This window comes from Paraburkholderia sp. GAS32, from assembly GCF_050434225.1.
GTDB lineage: Bacteria > Pseudomonadota > Gammaproteobacteria > Burkholderiales > Burkholderiaceae > Paraburkholderia > Paraburkholderia madseniana.
The window spans coordinates 206,862-227,531 of record NZ_JBNPVS010000003.1 but is presented as its reverse complement, the minus strand read 5'-3'; the positions used below and the strand labels follow the sequence as shown (position 1 = coordinate 227,531).

At 64.6% G+C, this 20,670-nt stretch carries 13 protein-coding genes; 5 read left to right on the top strand and 8 right to left on the bottom strand.

Annotated elements, in window-relative coordinates:
- Nucleotides 1–205: 205 nt before the first annotated feature.
- The gene (locus tag P3T25_RS05010; RefSeq protein ID WP_429357630.1) at nt 206–1,408 is read right to left on the bottom strand and encodes an AAA family ATPase; all 1,203 of its coding nucleotides are present in this window, start codon (nt 1,406–1,408) and stop codon (nt 206–208) included.
- Between the two features lie 62 nt (nt 1,409–1,470).
- Nucleotides 1,471–1,758, bottom strand: coding sequence for a hypothetical protein (locus tag P3T25_RS05005; protein WP_429357629.1), 288 nt, complete (start codon nt 1,756–1,758; stop codon nt 1,471–1,473).
- Nucleotides 1,759–3,005: 1,247 nt separating this feature from the next.
- Here P3T25_RS05005 and P3T25_RS05000 point away from each other — a divergent pair.
- The 4 genes from P3T25_RS05000 (at nt 3,006) to P3T25_RS04985 (ending at nt 9,851) form a co-directional block, all read left to right on the top strand.
- On the top strand, nt 3,006–4,442 hold the full coding sequence (locus P3T25_RS05000) for a sigma-54-dependent transcriptional regulator (RefSeq protein ID WP_154561829.1): 1,437 nt from the start codon (nt 3,006–3,008) through the stop codon (nt 4,440–4,442).
- A gap of 162 nt (nt 4,443–4,604) precedes the next feature.
- Nucleotides 4,605–6,281: an MFS transporter gene (locus P3T25_RS04995; protein WP_429357628.1), complete on the top strand. Its 1,677-nt coding sequence runs from the start codon at nt 4,605–4,607 to the stop codon at nt 6,279–6,281.
- 189 nt (nt 6,282–6,470) lie between these two features.
- On the top strand, nt 6,471–6,821 hold the full coding sequence (locus tag P3T25_RS04990; RefSeq protein WP_154561825.1) for an NIPSNAP family protein: 351 nt from the start codon (nt 6,471–6,473) through the stop codon (nt 6,819–6,821).
- Nucleotides 6,822–7,178: 357 nt separating this feature from the next.
- Nucleotides 7,179–9,851, top strand: coding sequence for a mechanosensitive ion channel family protein (locus P3T25_RS04985; protein WP_429357627.1), 2,673 nt, complete (start codon nt 7,179–7,181; stop codon nt 9,849–9,851).
- On the opposite strand, the gene P3T25_RS04980 is transcribed toward P3T25_RS04985, so the two are convergent.
- The 6 genes from P3T25_RS04980 to P3T25_RS04955 form a co-directional block, all read right to left on the bottom strand.
- Nucleotides 9,790–10,641, bottom strand: a complete 852-nt coding sequence (locus P3T25_RS04980; RefSeq protein WP_429357626.1) for an alpha/beta fold hydrolase — start codon at nt 10,639–10,641, stop codon at nt 9,790–9,792. The genes P3T25_RS04985 and P3T25_RS04980 overlap by 62 nt on opposite strands.
- Nucleotides 10,642–10,800: 159 nt before the next feature.
- On the bottom strand, nt 10,801–13,077 hold the full coding sequence (locus tag P3T25_RS04975) for an ATP-dependent DNA helicase (RefSeq protein ID WP_429357625.1): 2,277 nt from the start codon (nt 13,075–13,077) through the stop codon (nt 10,801–10,803).
- Entirely contained in the window at nt 13,074–14,840 is a 1,767-nt protein-coding gene (locus tag P3T25_RS04970; protein ID WP_429357624.1) for a VRR-NUC domain-containing protein, read from the bottom strand. Before P3T25_RS04970 ends, P3T25_RS04975 begins: the two co-directional genes overlap by 4 nt.
- A gap of 118 nt (nt 14,841–14,958) precedes the next feature.
- On the bottom strand, nt 14,959–16,755 hold the full coding sequence (locus P3T25_RS04965; RefSeq protein WP_429357623.1) for a S10 family peptidase: 1,797 nt from the start codon (nt 16,753–16,755) through the stop codon (nt 14,959–14,961).
- 257 nt (nt 16,756–17,012) lie between these two features.
- Nucleotides 17,013–18,200, bottom strand: coding sequence for a pyridoxal phosphate-dependent aminotransferase (locus tag P3T25_RS04960; protein ID WP_429357622.1), 1,188 nt, complete (start codon nt 18,198–18,200; stop codon nt 17,013–17,015).
- Nucleotides 18,201–18,336: 136 nt separating this feature from the next.
- The gene (locus tag P3T25_RS04955; RefSeq protein WP_429357621.1) at nt 18,337–19,818 is read right to left on the bottom strand and encodes an RNA polymerase factor sigma-54; all 1,482 of its coding nucleotides are present in this window, start codon (nt 19,816–19,818) and stop codon (nt 18,337–18,339) included.
- 333 nt (nt 19,819–20,151) lie between these two features.
- On the opposite strand from P3T25_RS04955, the gene P3T25_RS04950 reads away from it, so the two are divergent.
- Nucleotides 20,152–20,490 carry a BON domain-containing protein gene (locus P3T25_RS04950; RefSeq protein WP_154561813.1) on the top strand — a complete coding sequence of 113 codons (339 nt, stop codon included), beginning with the start codon at nt 20,152–20,154 and terminating at the stop codon, nt 20,488–20,490.
- The last annotated feature ends 180 nt before the right edge of the window (nt 20,491–20,670 follow it).

The following is a 20,670-nucleotide window of genomic DNA, read 5'->3' as shown; positions in this document are numbered from 1 at the left end:
GGCCCTCACTATCGAATACCCGCGAGGATGTGGTCTTTGTCATGGCATACTCATTTCGATATGCGAATTATTTTTCAAGCCCGCTGCATAAAGGCTTCCGGTCCGTCAGTGTCGCAGCGTAGCAGCCACACCAGCCGAATGTCCATATCATGCCACGCTCGCCGGGATTCAATTCCGGCGCGCGACTCCCGGTGGTCGGATTGGCTCAGTGCCCCGGCTTCAGTTGCGGCGGCACGGTCGGCCGCGCAGCAAACAGGCGGCCGAGCATCCCTTTGCGGGGCTCGGCGATGGGCGGCCACAGCATATCGCCGAGCAGGCGGATGCCTTGCGCCAGCGCGCTGTCGTGGGCGGAAGTGACGAGCGGCACACTGCGGTTGAGCGCCTCGTCGACCTGCTTTTCGTCACGCGGAAGCTGGTGCGCGACCGTCGCGCCGAGCGTCCGTTCGAGCGTCGGCAGGTTGATGCACGCGTTCTTGTCGTATTGATTCACCACAACCCGCACCTTGCCGGGCGGATAGCCCAATTCCTTGAAAATATCGAGCATCCGGCGGCCGCCGTGCAGGTAAAGCAGGTTTTGCCGCACCACCATGCAGATTGCATCGCTGTGATCGAGTGCATGGATCGTCACCGAATTGAGGCTTTGGCCGATGTCGATCAGCACCGCGTCGTACCGCTCGCGCGCCAGCGTGAGAATCTGCTTCAGTTGCTCGGGCCGCAGTTCGGCGGCCTTCAGCGGGTCGCCGGCCCCCGCCAGCACGTCGAGGTTCGCGTGGACGTGCATCACGCAGGCGTCCAGCAAAGCGGCGTCGAGCTGGTCGATCCGCGAGCACAGATCGGAGAGCGTCGCGGGTGGCGGTTTGTTGGCCATCAGCAGGCTGGCGTCGGCGAATTGCTGGCTGAGATCGATCAGCAACACGCGCCTGTCGCGCAGTGCGGCGAGCGACCACGCGAGATTTACAGCGATCAGCGTGGTGCCGCTGCCGCCCTTGCACGATGCGAACGAGACGACCCGCCCGGCACGGCGCATGCCCGCACTTTTTTTCGCGGCGATATGCGTGAGCACGGTGGCGACCTTGTATGCATCCAACGGCCATGACAGCACCTGCCGCACGCCGACGCGCATCGCCGCGGTCAGCAAAGCAGCGGACGGCGCCTGCGTAACCAGCATGCAATGCAAAGCAGGCGAGCAGGCCAGCGCCTCCTCGACGCCGTCCAGCTCGTGCGCGCTCAGATCGACGTCGTCGACGATCAGCAGGTCGGCGCTCCTGATTGCGCGGGCGTGCGTGCGCAGTTGCCGTGCCGTGCAGTAAGCGGTGCGCAGGCAATGCGCCACGCCGCTTTCTTCGAGGCGCGCGACGATATGCGGCGCGCGCTCCGCGCTGGACGAAATCAGGAAGATGTCGATCATGTCGGGTCTCCGCCGGACTAAGGCCTTCCCGTAGGCAAGGCCGCGTCAATAACAGTCGACATTCAGGTGTAGTCGTCGGGATCGGATTGGTAGATGTCCAGAGCCCGATCGTGGCCTCGTTCGGTCGAAACCGGGATATCGTAGATCGCCTCGCGCAATACGTCGCGTTGGATCTCGGCCTGAGCCTTGCGTTTCATCGCCTCGGCGATCACCAGCGTGAGCAGGTCGGCCGACGGCGCGGCGAACAAGGGTCGCTGCCGCGCAAAGTGAAGTTGGTAGGAGAAACCGGCGCCGTGCGCCGTGGTGTGCTGGTCCAGCCGCAATGCAACCGGCTTGCTGATCGTTTTCATGACACCCCCCGCTTGATTCCGCTTGATGGGCCATTCAAGGCCGTATCCAGGTAAGCCGTGCCCGCGCTAGTGCGCGGGCACGGCGCCCGGTTCACCTCGTAGCGTGCGCCCCTCTATGGAGACTCAGGCCGTTCCTCCCCGCTTCTTCGCGCCGGCCGGTCCTTACCGTGCGCTGCCCCTTCCCTGTTTTGTACGTCGCGTGCCCGCAAATTGCCCGAGCGCGGTGCCTGTCATTCTTGCGGTCGACTTCGGCCATCCATTTCGGCCGTCGACTTCGAGTCCGTCCAATATGACGGAAAAAGTGGCGAGGTCAGTGCTTCACGTTGTCCGGTGACGAATGGCCGATACCCCGTATCGATCATTCACCCCGTTTTTTTTGACATCCGTTTTTCAGTGGCCCCGCCGCACCCTCGCAAGACACATCGGCTTCCCCGGCCGTGCTCACGAAGACTATGTTTGCCGCCGGGCTCCGGCTGCTGCTTCCCCGAGCCTCAGGAACCAGGCGGCAACGCATTTCCTTGTGAGGCTCCTATTGCAATGGCTGTGCCATGCACCTTCAATCCCTTGTCGCACCGTGATTTGTGCTGCAACGCGTCTCGCCGGACCCGGCCTTTCGTCACACTTGATTCGGATTCGACACGCGAGGGGTTCACCCTCTAACGCAGTGCGGAAGGATCTCCCTGTTTGCAGGACCGGATGCTCGCTTCTTCGGACCACGTCCGGCCGCGCTTTGCGGCGTAGCCCGGTCAAATATGCCGATGCTTCGGGCCACGAAGCACCCTTGGCAGCCGCTGCCCAATGTGTCGCAAGCTTGAGACACGCTGATTCGACGGCGCGGCATCCGTTGCACGATAACCGCTATGCGATTTGCTATTGCTATGTGGGATTCCGCACATAGTCGCGGTTGCCCCACCATTTCTGAACGGCAAGCACCCACGTCAAAGCGGGAAAAACGTTTCTGAATCCAGATTTGTTTGTATGGCGCTCGAAAGCGCTTTCGCTTATCGTTAAGCCATGCGCCACGTAGAGCGCCTCTGTCAGACCACAAGGCGAAACACGGCTTTTGTGATTCGGGGATGAAATAGTCGGGCGGTTTCAGCGTTGAACGCTGTTCTGCTAGCTGTCCGAAGTGCAGCGGCTCACGCCGCCGCATGCCCCCGCCATTGCCGCTACCGTGAAATTGTCATTGCCGGTCTGTCCAGTTCGTCGAAGAGCAGTTCTGAGAGCCGCAACAACCCGGGGGTCACATGAACACGACTTGCACGCCTGCCGACACCGAACGCACCGTTCTATACGTGGCGAACTCGCCCGATCGGGATCTGGCCAGCTTCCTTGCCGCATCCGGCTGGCAAGCGGTGCACGCCAAAAGCACGGCAATCGCCGAACGCATGATCGAGCGCGACAACATCAAGGTCGGCCTCGTCGAATTGCCCGGTGACTGCACGTCCCAGCATTTGTCCGCTCTCGCCTCCTGCATGCGTCGCGTCGAAACCAATTGGGTTGCGCAGATCGCGCCGGGCCAGTCGGACGACGAACTGGTCAGCCGCTTCATCCTCGACTATTGCTTCGATTTCGTGACCCGGCCCTGGCTGAACGAGCGGCTGGTATTCGCGCTCGGCCACGCGCACGGGCTGTCGAGCCTGCGGCATCCGCCGACCGCCCCCGAGCCTTCGCTCGGCCGGCACGGCATGGTTGGGCAATGCGAGGCAATGCAGCAGTTGTACCGGCGCATCGACAAATGCGGCGTGACCGACGCGCCAGTGTTCGTCGCCGGCGAATCGGGCACCGGCAAGGAACTGACCGCCCGTGCGATTCATGAGCGCTCGCCGCGCGCCGGCCGGGCGTTCGTCGCGATCAATTGCGCGGCCATTCCGCCGAGCCTGCTGCAAGCCGAATTGTTCGGCCACGAGCGCGGCGCCTTTACCGGTGCGTTGCAACGCAAGATCGGCCGGATCGAAAGCGCCAATGAAGGCACCCTTTTTCTGGATGAAATCGGCGACATGCCGCACGAATGCCAGGCGGTGCTGCTGCGCTTTCTGCAGGAAGGCACCATCGAACGGCTGGGCGGCAATGGGCAAATCAACGTCGACGCACGGGTGATTTCGGCGACCCACGTCGATCTGGACAAAGCCGTCGAAGACGGCCGCTTCCGCGCCGACCTGTATCACCGCCTGTGCGTGCTGCGGCTTGTCGAGCCGCCGTTGCGCGAGCGCGGCGGCGACATCAAGCTGCTCGCCAACTATGCGCTCAGCATGTACCGGCAGGACGGCGCGCGTAAATTGCGCGGGCTGTCGAGCGACGCGATCGTCGCCATGTCGAACTATCCGTGGCCGGGCAATGTACGCGAGCTGATCAACTGCGTGCGCCGGGCCGTGGTGATGAGCGAGGGCCGCTTTATCACGGCAAGCGACCTCGGCCTGCCGGAATCCGACAACGGACCGGCCGTGACGCTGGCGGAGATCCGCAGCAAGGCCGAAAAGGACGCCATCGAGCACGCGTTGCAGCGGCACGGCTACAAATTGTCCGAAGCCGCGGCCGAACTCGGCATTTCGCGGGCCACGCTGTATCGCCTGATGCATGCGAGTCGGCTGCATCAGGACCCGGCGGCCGGGCGCACGTCGAACGCCGACGGCGGTGTGGATGCCGACGACGAGGCAGAGCGGCAGGCGCCTTCGCTGGTTTGACCTCGCTGGTTTGACCTAAGGCCGCCTGGACGGGCAAACCCCGGCAAATATTGCCGCGACCGCGCCGCCTGGCGCAGCTCGGCCGGCCTTGCGTCGTAACCGCCTATCGGTTCTCCCTTGGCGTTGCTATGCTGAAAGCCGTTCATCCACCCTGGAGTGGACTTGGCCGATCAGCACGCCCCGGCGCTCGTGCGCCGCCCTTCCTCCACGCTCCCCGCCCAGGCGAGCCCGTGCGACGCGCTGACCATCCACGCTCAGCCCCTCAGCTTCGATCACCCGTGCCGGCGCAAAAAGCTCGCGCTCGCCGCGACCATTCTCGGTTCGAGCATGGCGTTCATCGACGGCTCCGTGGTCAACGTCGCGCTGCCGTCGATCCAGACCGAACTGGGCGCGAGCGTCGCGGCGATCCAGTGGGTCGTCAACGCGTATCTGCTGTTTCTCGGTGCGCTGGTGCTGGTGGGCGGTTCGCTCGGCGACAAGCTCGGCCGGCGCACCGTGTTCATCGCGGGAATCGGCTTGTTCACGCTGGCCTCGATCGGCTGCGGCCTGGCGCCTGGCGTCGGCGCGCTGATCGCGGCGCGCGCCGTGCAAGGCGTCGGCGCGGCGCTGCTGGTGCCGAGCAGTCTCGCCATCATCGGCGCGGTATTCGACGACAAGGAGCGCGGCAAGGCGATCGGCACCTGGGCCGGCGTCGGCGCGATCACGTCGGCGGTCGGACCGGTGGCGGGTGGCTGGCTCGTCGATGCGTTTTCGTGGCGGGCGATTTTCTTTCTGAACGTACCGATTGCGTGCGCAACCATCGCGCTGGCGGTCGTCGCCGTGCCGGACAGCCGGCAGGAAAAAGACCCATCGCACCTGGACCCTGCGTCCAAAGGACTAGCGCTGCCCGGGCTCGACTGGCCGGGCGCCGTCACAGCCGCCGCAGGGCTCGCCGCGTTGACCTACGGCCTGACCATCGCCTCGGCGCGCGGCTTCGGCGACCGCTGGGTGCTGGCGTCGATCCTCGGCGGCCTCCTGGTGCTGTCCGGTTTCGTCGTGCTCGAAGCGAAGACCCGCAATCCGATGATGCCGCTCGACGTGTTCCGTTCGCGTGATTTCGTCGGTGCGAATCTCGTCACGCTGCTGCTCTACTTCGGGCTGGGCGGCGCGCTGTTCTTCCTGCCGTTCACGTTGATCCGCGCGTATGGCTATAGCGCGACCGAGGCAGGCGCCGCCCTGCTGCCGGTGCCGGTCACGATCGGCCTGTTGTCGCGCTTCACCGGTGGCCTGACGAGCCGATACGGCGCACGGGCCTTGCTGGGCATCGGGCCGGTGATCGCGGCGATCGGCTTTGCGATGCTCTCGCTGCCCTGGGTTCGCGGCGAATACTTGCGTGGCTTCTTTCCGGCGCTCGTCGTGCTCGGGCTCGGCATGACGATTACCGTCGCACCGTTGACGACGACGGTGATGACATCCGTTTCCGCCGCCCGCACGGGTGTCGCCTCGGGCATCAATAACGCCGTCGCCAGGGTGGCGAGTCTGCTGGCGATCGCCGTGCTCGGGATCGTGTTCGTGTGGTCGCACGATGCGGCGCTCGACGCGCGGCTCGATGCGTCGAACGTGCCGCAAGCGGCGCGTGAGACTGCACGGTTGACGCAAGGCACGATGAATGCGAGTTCGGCGCCGCCGGGCGCAACGGACGCGACGACACGAGCCGAAGTAGCGCGCGCGCAAGCCGAGGCCCTCGGGGTTGCCTTGCGGGCGGTGGCGCTGGTATCGGCGATGTGCGCACTGGCCGGCGCGGCGCTCGCGATGTTGACGATCCACGAGGCTAGCGGAAAAACAGCCGCGCGAAGCTAAGGAGTGAGCCTCGAGACACGGCGCCGCTTGCGATCTGCGCGGGCTTTCATACCGCCATTGAACGCGGCCATTAAATGCCGCACGCGCCGCTCAACGACAGTTCAGACAGCAGTGAAACGTCGCAGTCGAGCAGTCTCCATACTGATACTCACCTGCTTCTAACAACCCCACCCGATCGGGAGCTTGCACATGACAATTACCTGCTTCATCCGCTATCAGATCGACCCATTCCAACGCGATGCCTTCAACGACTACGCTCGCAACTGGGGCCGCATTATTCCGCGCTGCGGCGGCCATCTGATCGGCTACTTTCTGCCCCACGAAGGGACCAACGACGTCGCCTGGGGATTGATCGCGTTCGACAGCCTCGCCGCGTACGAAACGTATCGGGCGCGGCTGCGCTCCGACGCCGAAGCACGGGAAAATTTCCTGTTTGCGCAGACGAAGCGCTTCATTCTGCGCGAGGAGCGCACCTTCACCGAGGTGGTCGAAGGCACGCTCGGGGTGGCGGCGAGGGATTCGGTGGAAGCAACGGAATAGGCATTGCCGGGCCTGCGCGCCCCTGTGGTGCGGAGCCAGTGTGTTTTCGCGCCAGCCCTTTTGCCGACGCAGCCCCGCGCAGGGCTGCGTCCGCGCATGGCCGCCTGTCACACGGCGCCTGCCGCCTCAAGCCGCGCGATCTTGCGCGCTACGCCGTGGACGGCGCCCCTGCCAGGCAAGCTTTCTGCTACCTGACGTTACAATTCGGACCAACTGGTCGAACCTCCGCGTGAACACCGATAGCCGCCGCAGATGGAACTTGTACGACTCAACGCGTGTCGGTCCAAGGTCACGCCGCCGCATCGACCCACGCGTCCCGGCACCGCCGTCCGCACCTGGTACCCCGCCTTACACCCTATGCGCAAAAAACTCCACGCCTGGCTTGTCATTTTTCTCCTCCTGAGCGCCTCGCCGGCCTTTGCCGCCGCGGCGCAATCCACCGCCTCCGCCTCTGCGGCATCTGGCGCCGCGCCCACCCTGACGCCCGAGCAGGCCCGCCAGGCCCTCAGCGTTCTCAATGACCCGACACGCCGCGCGCAAGTCAGCGACACGCTACAGGCGATCGCCGCAGCGGGCGCACTCAGCGCTCCACCTGCCTCGGCGGCCGCGGCTGCGTCGGCACCCACCGCGGCCAGCAGCGCCACCGCGCTCGTCCCAGCCGCCTTCCAATCCAATGGCCTCGCCTCGCAACTGGCGCGTCAGGGCGCGCATTGGGCCGTGCACCTCGGCAAGTCATTGCGCAGTTCGGTCGCCGCGCTGCTCGACGTCGCGTCGGTGCGTGCTTGGTGGCATTCGCAATCGACCAACCCGCAGGCGCGCGGCGTGCTCGGCCAGGTCGCGGGGTCGCTGCTGGCGGCACTGCTGCCCGCGCTCGCGCTTGAATGGCTCGCGCGCCGCCTGTTGCGCCGCGCGTACACCGCCCTCGCCGCGCGCCGCGAACGTGACGATGAAGACGGTGCAACGCAAGCCGACCTGCCCGCCGACGTCCTGCCGCAACCGGCCGATGCGCCGAATGCCGCGCCGCCGCTGCCCGATTCACCGGCTTCGCCCGATGCAACGGCGCAGGCGGCGAAACCCGGCGCGCCCATTACGACGCCTACGCCCGCCACCGGCACCACCGGCAAAGCCACCGAGGCCAAAGGCGAGCAGAAGGCCGTGCATCACCTGACGCTGCTGCAGCGCCTGCCGCGCGCGCTCCTGACGATGGTGCTGCGCCTGTTGCCGCTGGCGGTGTTCGTCGGCGCAGCGAGCGCGCTGATGTCGATCTTCACCGAGGACGGCACGCCGCAAGACCGCGCGCTCGATTCGCTGATCGACATCTACGTGCTGTGCCGCCTGATTGTGATAGTCAGCGGCTTCTTCCTGCAGCCGAGCGCGCCGCGCCTGCGCCTGTTGCGCATGAGCAATGCGTGGGCCGTTTTCGTGCAGCGCTGGATTGTACGGATCGTCGCCGTGGTCGGCGCCGGTTCGGCGATCGCGGAGATCGCACAGTCGCTCGGCCTGAACGACGCGGCGCATCTTGCGCTGATAAAAGTGGTCGCGCTCGCCGGCCACATCATGATCTCGATTCTGATTTTGAAATGCAGGAAGCCGGTCGGCGAATTGATCCGCAGGCGCTTTGCCGCGAGCGAATCGCTGCAAATGTTCGGCAACGCGCTCGCCGATGCGTGGGCAGGATTCGCGGCCTTCGTGGTGATGGCGCTTTGGTTCATCTGGGCGCTCGACGTGCAGAACGGCTATCGCACCCTGCTGCATCTCGGCGGCATTACGCTGGCGATTCTGGTGGGCGCGCGGGTCGTCGCGATCGTGATTTTTGGCGCCATGGCGCGGCTATTCAACGTACAGGGCGACGCGGAGAAGTCGCTCGTGCAACAGCATGCCTACCGCTATTACCCGCTGGTGCGGCGGGTCGTCGCGTGGATCATCGGCATCGTCACCGCGCTCGCGCTGCTGCAGGTTTGGGGCGTCGACGTGGGCGAACTCTTCAGGGCCGGCTCGATCGGCCATCGGCTGGCTTCGGCGCTGGTCACGATCGGGGTCGCCGCGGTGATCGCGCTGGTGGTATGGGAAGGCGCCAACGTGTCGATCGAACGGCGGCTGGACCGCTGGACCACCAGCGGTGACCTCGTGCGCGCCGCACGTCTGCGCACCCTGCTGCCGATGTTGCGCAGCGCGCTCTTTTGCGTGATCGCGCTGGTGGTGGTGCTCACCGGCCTGAGCGAACTCGGTGTGAACATCGGGCCGCTGCTGGCCGGCGCGAGTATTTTCGGCGTGGCGCTCGGCTTCGGCTCGCAAAAGCTGGTGCAGGATTTCATCACCGGCATGTTCCTGCTGATGGAAAACGCCATGCAGGTCGGCGACTGGGTCACGCTCGCGGGCGTATCCGGTACGGTTGAATATCTGTCGATCCGCACCGTACGCTTGCGCGGCAGCGACGGTTCGCTCTTCACCGTACCGTTCAGTTCGGTCACGACGGTGAACAACACCAACCGCGGACTCGGCAACGCGGCGGTGAAAGTGAATATCGTGTTCGGCGAGGACGTCGATCTGGCGATCGCCACGCTGAAGGAAATCGGCGCTGCGTTGCGCGAAGACGAGAAGTTCAAGGACGGCATCCTGTCCGACTTCAGCTTCTGGGGCGTGGATGGCGTGGATGGTTCAGCGGTCACGCTGGCCGGCCAGATCCAATGTCGCGACACCGCGCGCTGGGGCGTGCAGCGCGAATTCAACCGGCGCATTCTCGACCAGTTCAGCGCGCGCGGCATCGAGATCGCGAACCCGCAGCGGCATCTGCTGACGTGGGACCCTGAGAGCGTACCGGCCCAAGTCGAATCGAACGGCGCACCGGACGTTGGCCCCAACGCTGCAGCGAAAGGCGAACCGCCTTCAACAGCGCATGCCGGCGCCTCGCTGAAAGCGGCGGCCGGCAAGGCCGACGCGCCGGTTGAAGATCAAGTGCCGGTCGACCCTAAGCCGGCCGGTGGCCCAGGAACGCCAGCAAATCCTGGTTCAACTTCTCCGCATGAGTGAAGTACAGGCCGTGGCCGGCGCCTTCATAGACGTTCAGTGAAGCGCCTTGGATCAGCGCCGCGGTCGGCCGTCCGGTGAGCTCGAGCGGAGCAGAGGCGTCCCGGTCACCTTGCACGACCAGCGACGGCACCCGGATGCGGGCCAGCTCCGCGCGGAAATCGGTGATGGTCTGGATACGGGCGAGTTCGAGCATGGCCTGGTGCGAGGTCTGCAGCATCATGCGGATCGTCCAGTCCAGCGGCGCGCGCGACACACCTGGGCCGAAGTACGGTGCGGCATTCGCCTCGATCCAGTCGGGGAAGGAACGGCTCAGCGCGAGGCGGCCCTGCTCGAACAATGCGGCGTCGATCCCGTTCGGGTTGTCTTCGGTTTTCAGCAGATATGGCGTAGCTGCGGGCGCGATGAACGCAATCCTGGCCACGCGCTCCGAACCGTGCCGCGTCAGATAACGCACCACTTCGCCGCTCGCGATCGAATGGGCGACCAGTGTCACGTTGGTCAGATCGAGTGTGCTGAGCACGCTGTCGAGATCGTCGGCGAGCGTGTCGAAGTCGTAGCCACGCCCGGGATCGCTCGAACGGCCGTGGCCGCGGCGGTCATAAGCGATGCAGCGGCAGCCGAGGCGCGACAGCGGCTCCATCTGATAGGACCACATGTCGGAGTTCAAGGTCCAGCCGGACAGGAACACGAGCGGCGCGCCTTGCCCCCAGTCGCGGTAGAAAAGGCGCGCGTGGTCGGCGGTGCGGATGGTGTTGGGATCGTCGGTGAGATACGGTGCGGTCGCGTTCATGGAAGCCTCCTTACCTTGGGTCGGAATCGTTGTGCCGTGCCGCCACTTTGCCTGGCGGGTGTAGGCAGGTCGATTACCTGAGAGGTAAAGAGATGGGCTTGCAAGCCACCGACGAGGCGCTTATTGCAGCGGCTTATTGCAGCGGCTTATTGCATTGGCTTATTGCACCTGCCACCAGCGCGGCAACAAGCGCCGCACTTCCGGCCGCCGATACCGGTCATCGATCAGATGCACCACCCCCTGATCCTGCTCCGTGCGAATCACGCGGCCAGCGGCCTGCACGACCTTCTGCAAGCCCGGATACAGATACATGTAGTCGTAGCCGTTGCCGAACTTCGCCTCCATCGTGCGGCGCATCTGCTCGTTGACGTCGTTCATCTGCGGCAGGCCGAGCGTCGCGATGAAGGCGCCAATCAGTTGCTGCCCGACCAGATCGATACCCTCGGAGAACGCGCCCCCTAGCACCGCGAAGCCGACGCCCTGGTTCATGGTGCGAAAGCGCGCAAGGAACGCGTCGCGCGCCGCCTCGTCCATGCCCTGTTCCTGTGCCCATACCGGCAGTTCGGGATGACGCGAGCGCATCAACCCCATCACCTGTTGCAGATACTCGAAGCTGCTCAGGAACCCGAGATAATTGCCCGGCTGCGCGGCGTACTGCTTTGCGATCAGATCGACGATGGGTACGAGCGAGCGTTCGCGATCCCGCCAGCGCGTGGATACGTTGCCGGCCACCCGCACCTGCAACTGCTCGGCGCGGAACGGTCCTTCAACGTCCAGCCAGTTCGTCTGCTCCGGCAGACCCAGCGTGTCGCGATAGAAATGATGCGGATTGAGCGTGCCTGAAAACATCACTGTGGTGCGCGCGGCCGCGTAACGCCCCGCAAGAAACGGCGCCGGGATCACGTTGCGCACGCACAGCGTGCTGCTGCTTTTGTCGCGCGGCGCGTAGCGATCCGTGGTGAGCGTAATGTCGAAAATCGAATGCTCGCCGAATTGCTCCGCCAGCGCGACGAAGTGCATGGCGTCGAAGAAAAATCGCAGCGATGCTTCGTCGATCGAAAGCGGGGCTTCGGCGAGTTGATCCGTCACCGCGCCGATCAGATTCTGTGCGGCCGAAAGCAGTTTGCCGGGGACGTCGGCATAGACCTGATACGTGTCGGTCTGAGCGCGCTTGACGGCGTTCCACTCGCGCTGAAGCCGTTCAAGCGGCTTCTTCAACGTCGCAGGCGCGGTTTTGCGGGCGAGCCGGAACGCTGCCTGATCGAGCGTCGCGCTGTACATGCGCCGTGCCCGCTCGAGCAGGTTGTGCGCCTCGTCGACCAACACGCCGACGCGCCATTGATTGATCTGCGTGAGTGCGTACAGCATCGCGCTGCTGTCGTAGTAGTAGTTGTAGTCGCCGACCACCACGTCGGACCAGCGCGCCAGTTCCTGCGCGAGATAGTACGGGCAGACGTCGTGCCCGAGCGCCGCTTCGCGCACCGACGCCCGGTCGAGCCGCGGCCCGGCCAAGGCCGCGCTGCGGGCCGCGTCGAGCCGGTCGTAGAAGCCGCGCGCGAGTGGACAGGACTCGCCGTTGCAAGCCTTCTCGGGATGCTCGCAGGCCTTGTCGCGCGCAACCAGTTCAAGGGTTCTCAGCGGCAAGCGCCCAGAAGTCAACTCGGCGCTTCGATGGAGCGTTTCGATCGCATCGAGGGCAAGCGCGCGGCCCGGCGTCTTCGCGGTCAGGAAGAACACGCGGTCGATCTGATCCGACGCACACGCCTTGAGCAGCGGAAAAATCGTCGCCAGTGTTTTGCCGATGCCGGTCGGCGCCTGCGCCATCAAGGGCTTGCCGTCACGCGCCGCGCGATACACCGACACCGCAAGCTCGCGCTGACCACTGCGGAACTGGCCATGCGGAAACTGCAACGCACCGAGCGCGGCATTGCGCGCGGCGCGATGGGCCTCTTCCTGCACAGCCCAATCGAGAAAGCGCTCGCATTGCTCGACGAAGAAAATCTCCAGCTCACGCGCCGTGTGCGTTTCGGTCAGCAAGGTTTCCTTCTGACTGCCGACATCGAAATACACCAGCGCGACCGTCAATTCGGCGAGCCCGCGGGCCTGGCACAACAGGTGCCCGTACACCAGCGCCTGCGCCCAATGTAGCGTGCGGTGATTGGCGGGCATCCGTTCGAGCGCGCCACGATGGGTCTTGATCTCTTCCAGCCGGTTCGACACCGGGTCGTAACCGTCGGCGCGGCCACGCACGGTCAAACCGCGATGCGTGCCGGTCAGCGTGACCTCGGCTTCGTAGCTGCTCGCGCGCCGCCCGGCGACCGTCACATGGCCGGCCATGCCCTCCAGCGAGGTGGGCGCGGGCGTGAAGCGCAGATCCAGATCGCCGCGCCGCGCAGTGAATTCGCACATCGCCCGGACGGCGACCACGTAGGTCACGGCGTGATCTCCGTCACGACTTCCGACGCGACGATCTCTTCATCGGTCCATCGCACGTCGAGTACCCGCACCGGCATGCCGTGCTGCGCGCAGTACGCGAGCCAGCGGATCTGGTTGTCCTGCAAGCGGTCGCCGGGGCCTTTCACTTCGATCAACTCATAGCGGCGCTCGGCCGGCCAGAACCGAATCAGGTCCGGCAGGCCCGAGCGGTTGCCGCGGATGTCACGCAGCAGACGCTCGAACCATAGTTTCAGATGCGCGGCAGGCAGGCAGTCGAGCGCCAACTCGACCAGTTCCGGCGTCAGCAAGCCCCAGAATACGAACGGCGATTGCAGACCCGCCTTGCTTTGCAGATGCCGCAGAATCGTCTCGCGATAGGCATTGCTGTCGAGTTGCGCGAGACACGCGGCGAATTGTTCCGCGCGGCGCGCATGAAAATCCGGCGCATGCAGATCGGCCGGTCCGCGCTGGAACGGATGAAAAAACGCGCCGGGCAGCGCCGCGAACACCGGTTCCCAGCACAGCAAGCCGAACAGCGAGTTGATCAGCGCGTTTTCGACGTAATGAACCGGCGCCGCGTCGCAAGTCAAATGGTCGCGTGCAACGTATTCGACCGGTTGCGGCGCGTCCGGCCTCGGCAGCACCAGTGTGCTGCGCTCGACCGGCCGGGCGGCGGGCACACGCGACACCCGCTCGCCGCGCTTGCGCTGCAAACGCGGCAACATGCGCGCGACGCGCTGCGCCTCCTCTTCGCTTTCAGGTTTGGCCGCGGCTTGCGAAGCGAGGGCGAAGGCTTCGTCGAATCGCTCGCTGCGTTCCAGCACACGCAAGCGCCGATGGCGCGCGCCGGGCCATGCGCAACGCTCATAGACCGCGAGCGCGGCGGCCCAGTTCTGCTGACGCTCGCAATGCTGGCCGATACGAAACAGCAGTTTCGCGCGACGCGTTTCGAGCCAGGGATTCGAGGTTTCGATGGCGGCAATTGCGGCGACGAGTTCGTCGATCGCCTCTGACTCCGCGTCACCCGTGGGCAGCCATTCGAGCGCTTCGCGGCATGCATGTAACGCAAGATAGACGTCGACGTCCGCGCGTTGCTGGAATGCGCGCGACAACGGCGCGAATGCAACCTTCTCGTACTGGAACACGCCGAGATCGGCAAGCACGAACTCCGACCAGTCCTGCTGCAAATTGCCGAAGAACATCAGGCGCAGACGCTCGCAAAGGGGCGCGATGGCGACGTGGAAGACGCGGTCGGTGGTCTGGCCGTGCCATGTGGACAACGGATGCGCGGCGGCGCCTCGTCCGTCACATTCGCCCTCGCCTTCGCCTTCGTAAAACGGCCGCAGCGTTTCCAGCAGATCGGGTTTGCGCAAGCCTTTCGCGCCAGGAATCAACGCGATGGCGTCCGCAAAGATCAGCAGCAACTCGGGGCGCGTGGTGAGCGCGAACAGATCGTCGAGCGTCAGGCCCGGTTCAGTGTCGACCCAACCGAGCACTGCCAGGGGCGCAACCGCCTGCAAAGGACAACCAATCTCGTCGTAAGAAAGACGGCTGGAGCGGAACAACGTGCCCTTGCGCATCAGCATGCGAACCAGCAACGCGCGCGAGGGCTGCGGCAAGGCGGCGAAATCGAGCAGGAAGCCGTGTTCGTGCGCGTCCAGCAGATCGTCGTAACGCTCGGCGAGCCACGCCAGCGCACGCTCGAAGTTCAGCAGGTAATAGGGGACATCAGAACGGAGGTCTGACGGAGCATCTGTCGCCACGGGGTTTTCATGAAACCTGTATGTTTATACAGTGATGATATCAAAATCCGTGGGAGAGACGGCTGACAATGCGGCAAGGGAGCTAGATTCCTTGCGGTGCCGCCACCCACATGCCAGCCTAGCCCGCGCCCGCCGCATAGAAGCTCGCCAGGTCCCGCTTGAGCGCATGCAACGCGACATCGTCGAGATAGATCATGTGCCCGGTCGGGTAGTAGGCGATGCGCACGTTGGCGCGCAGCGGCGCATCGATGCCCAGATGCGCGAGCGCGTACTCGGTCGCATAGAACGGCGTGGCCAGGTCGAAATAGCCGTTCAGCGACATCACGCGCAGGTGCGGATTCTGCCGCATCGCTTCGGCGAGATCGCCCGCCGCATACGGCACGGACAAGTGTTCCCCCCACCACTCACGGTGTTTCCAGTCCCACTGCGTCAACGCGTCGTCGTTGAAGACGCGATAGCGGTCGGCAGGCGTGAAGTGCAGGTCCTGCGCAAAATGCTGATGAAGCGCGGCGTCGAAAGCGCTCGCCACACTGCTCACCGATGCGTCGTAATCGGGACGCTCGGACACGCCGTCGTATTCGAGTCCTTTAAAGCGTGCATCGAAACGGCCAATGCTGCGCGATTGATCGCGCAGCAATTGATTGCGAAAACGCGAGGGATAGAGACGCAGGCGGCTTCGCTTCACGTAATCGACGTCGAGCCCGGTGAACTGCGCGACGCGTGCGGCGATTTCGTCGCGCTGCGCGTCGGGCAACACGTCGCCCTGCGCGAGCGCTTGCGCATAAGGCCCGCGGGCGAACGCGCGGGCCTCGTCGAGGAAGGCCGGCAGACTGGCCGGCTTTGGCACGATCTTGTCGTGGTACCACGCGATTGCCGCGAAGCTCGGCAAGTAGCTCTCGCTCTTGAAATCGAAGCCGGGTGAAAACGCCGAGGAATCGAGCACCGACGACATCAGGATCACGCCATTCAACGCGATATTGTTTTGCCCCAGTTGATACGCGAGCATCGCGGCGCGCGCGGTGCCATACGATTCGCCGAGCAGGTACTTCGGCGAATTCCAGCGCTGGTTCACCGTCAGATAGCGGTCGATGAATTGCGAGAACGCGTCAAGGTCCTTGTCGACACCCCAGAAGTCCTTCCCCGTGCCATGGCCGACAACCCTCGACAGGCCTGCGCCGACGGCATCGATAAAGACCAGATCGGTGGTATCGAGCAGGCTATCGGGGTTGTCGTCCAGCACATACGGCGCGGGCGGCGTACTCGCGGGACTCGCCGTGCGCACCCGCCTCGGTCCGAACGAGCCGATCAGCAGGAACACGCTGCCCGCACCCGGTCCGCCGTTGAAAAGGAACGTGACGGGGCGTGTCGAGGGCGCCTTGGTCGCGACGGTGTAGGCGGTATAGAAGACGCTCGCATTGGCCTGCCCGGTTTTGTCACGCAGCAGCAGGTTGCCCGCCGTCGCGGTGTAGTCGATGTTGCGGCCGCCGAGCCGGATCGAATGCTGCGTCACGGCAGCGCTTTCCGGCGGTACAGGGATCGGCGAGGTCTCGGGTTTGACAGCGTGCGGCGGGTTGTCCTGCGTATCGTTCTGAGCGGCCGCGGAAACCCGTGGCGGATGGCCGGTACGAGACGGATTTGCGCGCGGCTCCTTGACTGGCTCGCCGTTCGCATCGACGGTCTGGCCGGCAGTCTCTGCCTGAGCGCTGGGTGCGCTCGGTACGCTTACCGAGCTAGCCGGCGCGGTGGCTGATTCCGTGTCGGCTGCCGCAGTGGCTGAGTCGTCCAGTTCGGCCGCCGCGCACATCTGACTGAACGTGGCGATGATGGCAAGAACCAGCGCCATCGCCACCAGCGCAGCCGCCATGGATCCTGCCATCAGTGATCGGCGCCACGAGAGATAGAAGCGAATGGCCATGGGGTATCCGGCTGCGAGTCGATAGGCGTCGATGTCCCGATTGTCCAGCTTAAGACGAATCAGGCGACTGATTCTTGACGCAAGCATCGAAGACGTCAATCGAAAACGGGCTCTAACGCGCGTCCCTCCCAAGCCGCATCGTTTCCTTGGGGAAAACGAAAGTAATACGAAATACTTAAGAAAGCCGCTCCGCTATCGCGGCGCCACGAGGACTTCGTCTGACGTTCGCGGCTTGGGCGGCTTTCCCTGTTCACAGCCTACGCCTTCATACGCACCGGCAATCCGCCGACGAACGCAGCAATCCGTTCGCACGCGTCGACCAGGCTTGCCTCGTCGACCACGAAACCCAGCCGCACGAAGCCATTCGCGGTCTCGCCGAAGGCGCTGGCGTCAAGCAGCGACACGCCTTGTGCGCGAAACAGTTGCCAGGTGAAATCGACCGTATCGAGGCCCGTGCCGCTGACGTCGACCATCATGAACATGCCGGCTTCCGGCAACAGGCAACGCAAGCCCGGCACGCGGTGCAAGCGCTCGAACACGACGTCGCGGCGGCGCCGGTAAATCTCGCGCATCTCGGCGACGATCGGCGCCTTGTTCTGCAGGGCCGTCAATGCAGCCTGCTGGATGAAGCCGGGCAAGCCATACAGCATCGCCAGCGCGAGCCGCCCCATATGCTCGATCAGCGTGGCAGGCCCGATCGCCCAGCCCACACGCCAACCCGCCATTGCATGTGATTTCGACAGACTGCCGAGCGTCACCGTGCGCTCCGCCATGCCCGGCAACGCGGCGATGCTCACGTGCTCGCGCTCGAACGTGAGATCCGCATAGACCTCGTCGGAGAGCACCCACAGATCGTGCTCGCACGCGATCCGCGCGATGCGTTCCAGATCGGCGCGCGGCATCACCACGCCGGTCGGGTTACAGGGGGTCGCGAAGAAAATGGCCTGGGTGAGCGACGTGATGGCCGCTTCGAGCGCATCACAGTCGAGGTGAAACGCCCGCGCCGGATCGACCGGCACCGGCACGAGCGTGGCGCCCGCCGCGCGCACGCAGGCCTCGTACGTGAGGTACATCGGCTCGGGGACGATCACTTCGTCACCCGCTTCCAGCAGGCACAGCGAGGTCGCGAACACGCCATTCTGCGCCCCCGCCGTCAGGATCACGTTGGCCGCGCTCACGGCGCAACCGGTGGTGCGCGCATGGTCTTCGGCAATCGCCGCGCGCACCGGCTCACGCCCGGACACGGCGCTGTAATGCGTATCGCCGCCGCGCAACGCCTCGACGGCGCGCTCCACGATCGGCGCGGGCGTCGCAAAGTCGGGGTCGCCGACGCTCAGCACGATCACGTCTTCGCCATTGGCGAGCGCCTGTTGAGCGACACGATGGATTTCCCACGCCGACGTACGCCTGCCCTGCAAACGCTCAACCAGATTCGAATACTTCATGGAACTCACCCCGTTTCGACTTGAGCCGCCAATGTAATGGGGCGCGTGCGAAACGTCCAGATACGAAAAAGCGCCACGCGAGTACTGAGTCTCGTGTGGCGCTTCGCTGAAGCCCTGGCCCCAAAGGGCAATGCGTTTAAACCTGGCGGCGCAATTCCGCCGGCGGCACTTTCATCAAGTGACGATATTTCGCCACGGTGCGCCGCGCCACCAGCACGCCCTGATCCGCGAGCATCCTGGCGAGTGTCACGTCCGACAGCGGATCGTGCGTGTTCTCCGCGGCGATCATTTCCTTGAGCAGCGCACGGACGGCCGCGGCCGAACAGGTGCCGCCGCTTTCCGTGCCGAGTTCACGCGGGAAGAAGTGCTTGAACTCGAAAATGCCGCGCGGCGTAGCCATATATTTGTTGCCGGTCGCACGCGAGATGGTGGACTCGTGCAGACCGAGCTCCTCGGCCACATCGCGCAGCACCATCGGCCTGAGCGCGATTTCACCGTACTGGAAGAAGGCTCGTTGATGCGCGACGATGCATTCGGCCACGCGTTGAATCGTATCGAAGCGCTGCTGCGCATTGCGGATCAACCAGCGCGCTTCCTGCAATTGCTGCGCGAGCGGCGAGCGGCTTGCACCGGCCGACTGCGCGAACAGCTCGGCGTACATACGATGGATGCGAGCGCGCGGCTGCACGGCCGGGTTGATCGTCACCGCCCATTTGTTGCGCACCTGACGCACGATCACGTCCGGCACCACGTAGTTGTCTTCGGTTCGGCCGTAGTTGTTGCCCGGCTTCGGATCGAGCTTGCGCACCAGCGCGCAGGCCACCCGCAGTTCCTCGGCGCTGCAGCCGATCTGCTTTTGCAGTTCAGCCTGTTCGCGGCGCGCGAGACGTTCCAGATGATGGTCGACGATTTGCCGCGCCACATCGCGTCCCGGCGTGTCGGCGGGCAAGGCGTTGACCTGCAGCGACAGACACTCGGACAGCGAGCGAGCGCCGAGACCGGGACGATCGAGCGATTGCACGAGCCGCAGCGCCACCAGCAATTCTTCTTCGGTCAATTCGGGTTTGAGGTCGACGCTATCCGCAAGCTCGGAGAGTTCCTGACGCAGATAGCCGTCGTCGTCGAGCGCCTCGATGATGAAGCGGGCCACCGCGCGGTCACGGTCGTCGAGTCGATACAGACGCAGCGAGTCGTGCAACTGCTCGCGCAAGGTCGGTTGGGAACGCGCCCATTCCGCAGGATCGCTACTGTCGGAGTCGCCGTTCTGGCGCGTCGAACTGCGGCTGCTGTAGTCGCCCGAAAAGTCGCCGGGTATGTCGTCCTGCCCCGCGCTTTCCATCGTGTCGCCGCTGCTGTTGTCAACCGGTGACGATTCGGGTTCGGCCGCGGCGACCGTGTCCGTGGCGGGTGTCGCGCCGGCATCATCGCCTGGCGCTGTGGTGGCAAGCGCGACGTCTTCCGTGTCTGTCGAGTCGTACTCGAGGAAGGGATTGGTGTCGAGTGCGGTGCGCAACTCCTGCTGGAACTCCAGAGACGACAACTGCAACAGGCGCACCGATTGCTGCAGACGCGGCGTGAGTGCGAGGGACTGCCTTGCGCGTAGTTCAATTGACGGCATTGTAGTGAGGTCCCGTTAATAGCTGAGAAAAGGTATCTCACCTCATTACAGCAACTGTCATACCAGCTCGCCCAACACCCTGTTTTTTCTGAGTTTTGCCTTTTCAGGCCCGCCGATTGCGCAGTGGGCGAGCGCCCTTTTTACAAGAACCCGGCAATTTCCGGTCGCGGGCCTTACGGACCATTGGACAGCACGCCACACGTGGCCGCCCCTCTATTCCTCAGCCTAAACGCATGCGCAGCAACGGCTTCTCCCGACCTCGGGCATTCGTGCGGTGTACCAGGCACACAGCTTGCGGGTCAACACTATTTATCAACACCCGAAGGAGAAACCATGAAGACCATTCAATTTCTGAAGACCGCAGGCAGCATCGCTTGCGTCGCATTCGCACTGAACGCTACGGCGCAAACCAGCGGCTCGGCCCCGTCGGCCGCATCCGAAACCATCGGCCAGCACGTCGACGACGGCACCATCACCACCAAGGCCAAGGCCGAACTGCTCAGCGCGAAGAACGTCAAATCGACCCACATCCATGTGAAGACCCGCAAGGGGGTGGTGTGGCTCACGGGCTCGGTGCCGTCGGCTGACGACAAGGCCGCAGCAGGAGAAGTCGTGAAAGGCATCGATGGCGTCTCGAGCGTGAGGAACCATCTGAAAGTCGTAGCGGAATAACGTAGCGGACTAAGCGCGGCATCTTCGCCGCTGTCCCGTTTTAGGAAACCAGCACGCCGGAATCGCGCTGAAAAATACGCGCGGCCGGCAGGCATGCGCCCGGACTACGCGGCGGTGCCGCGGACACGACGCCCCGCCGTCGACCTCGCTAGAATACGAATCCCTCGTGCTGCGACAAGC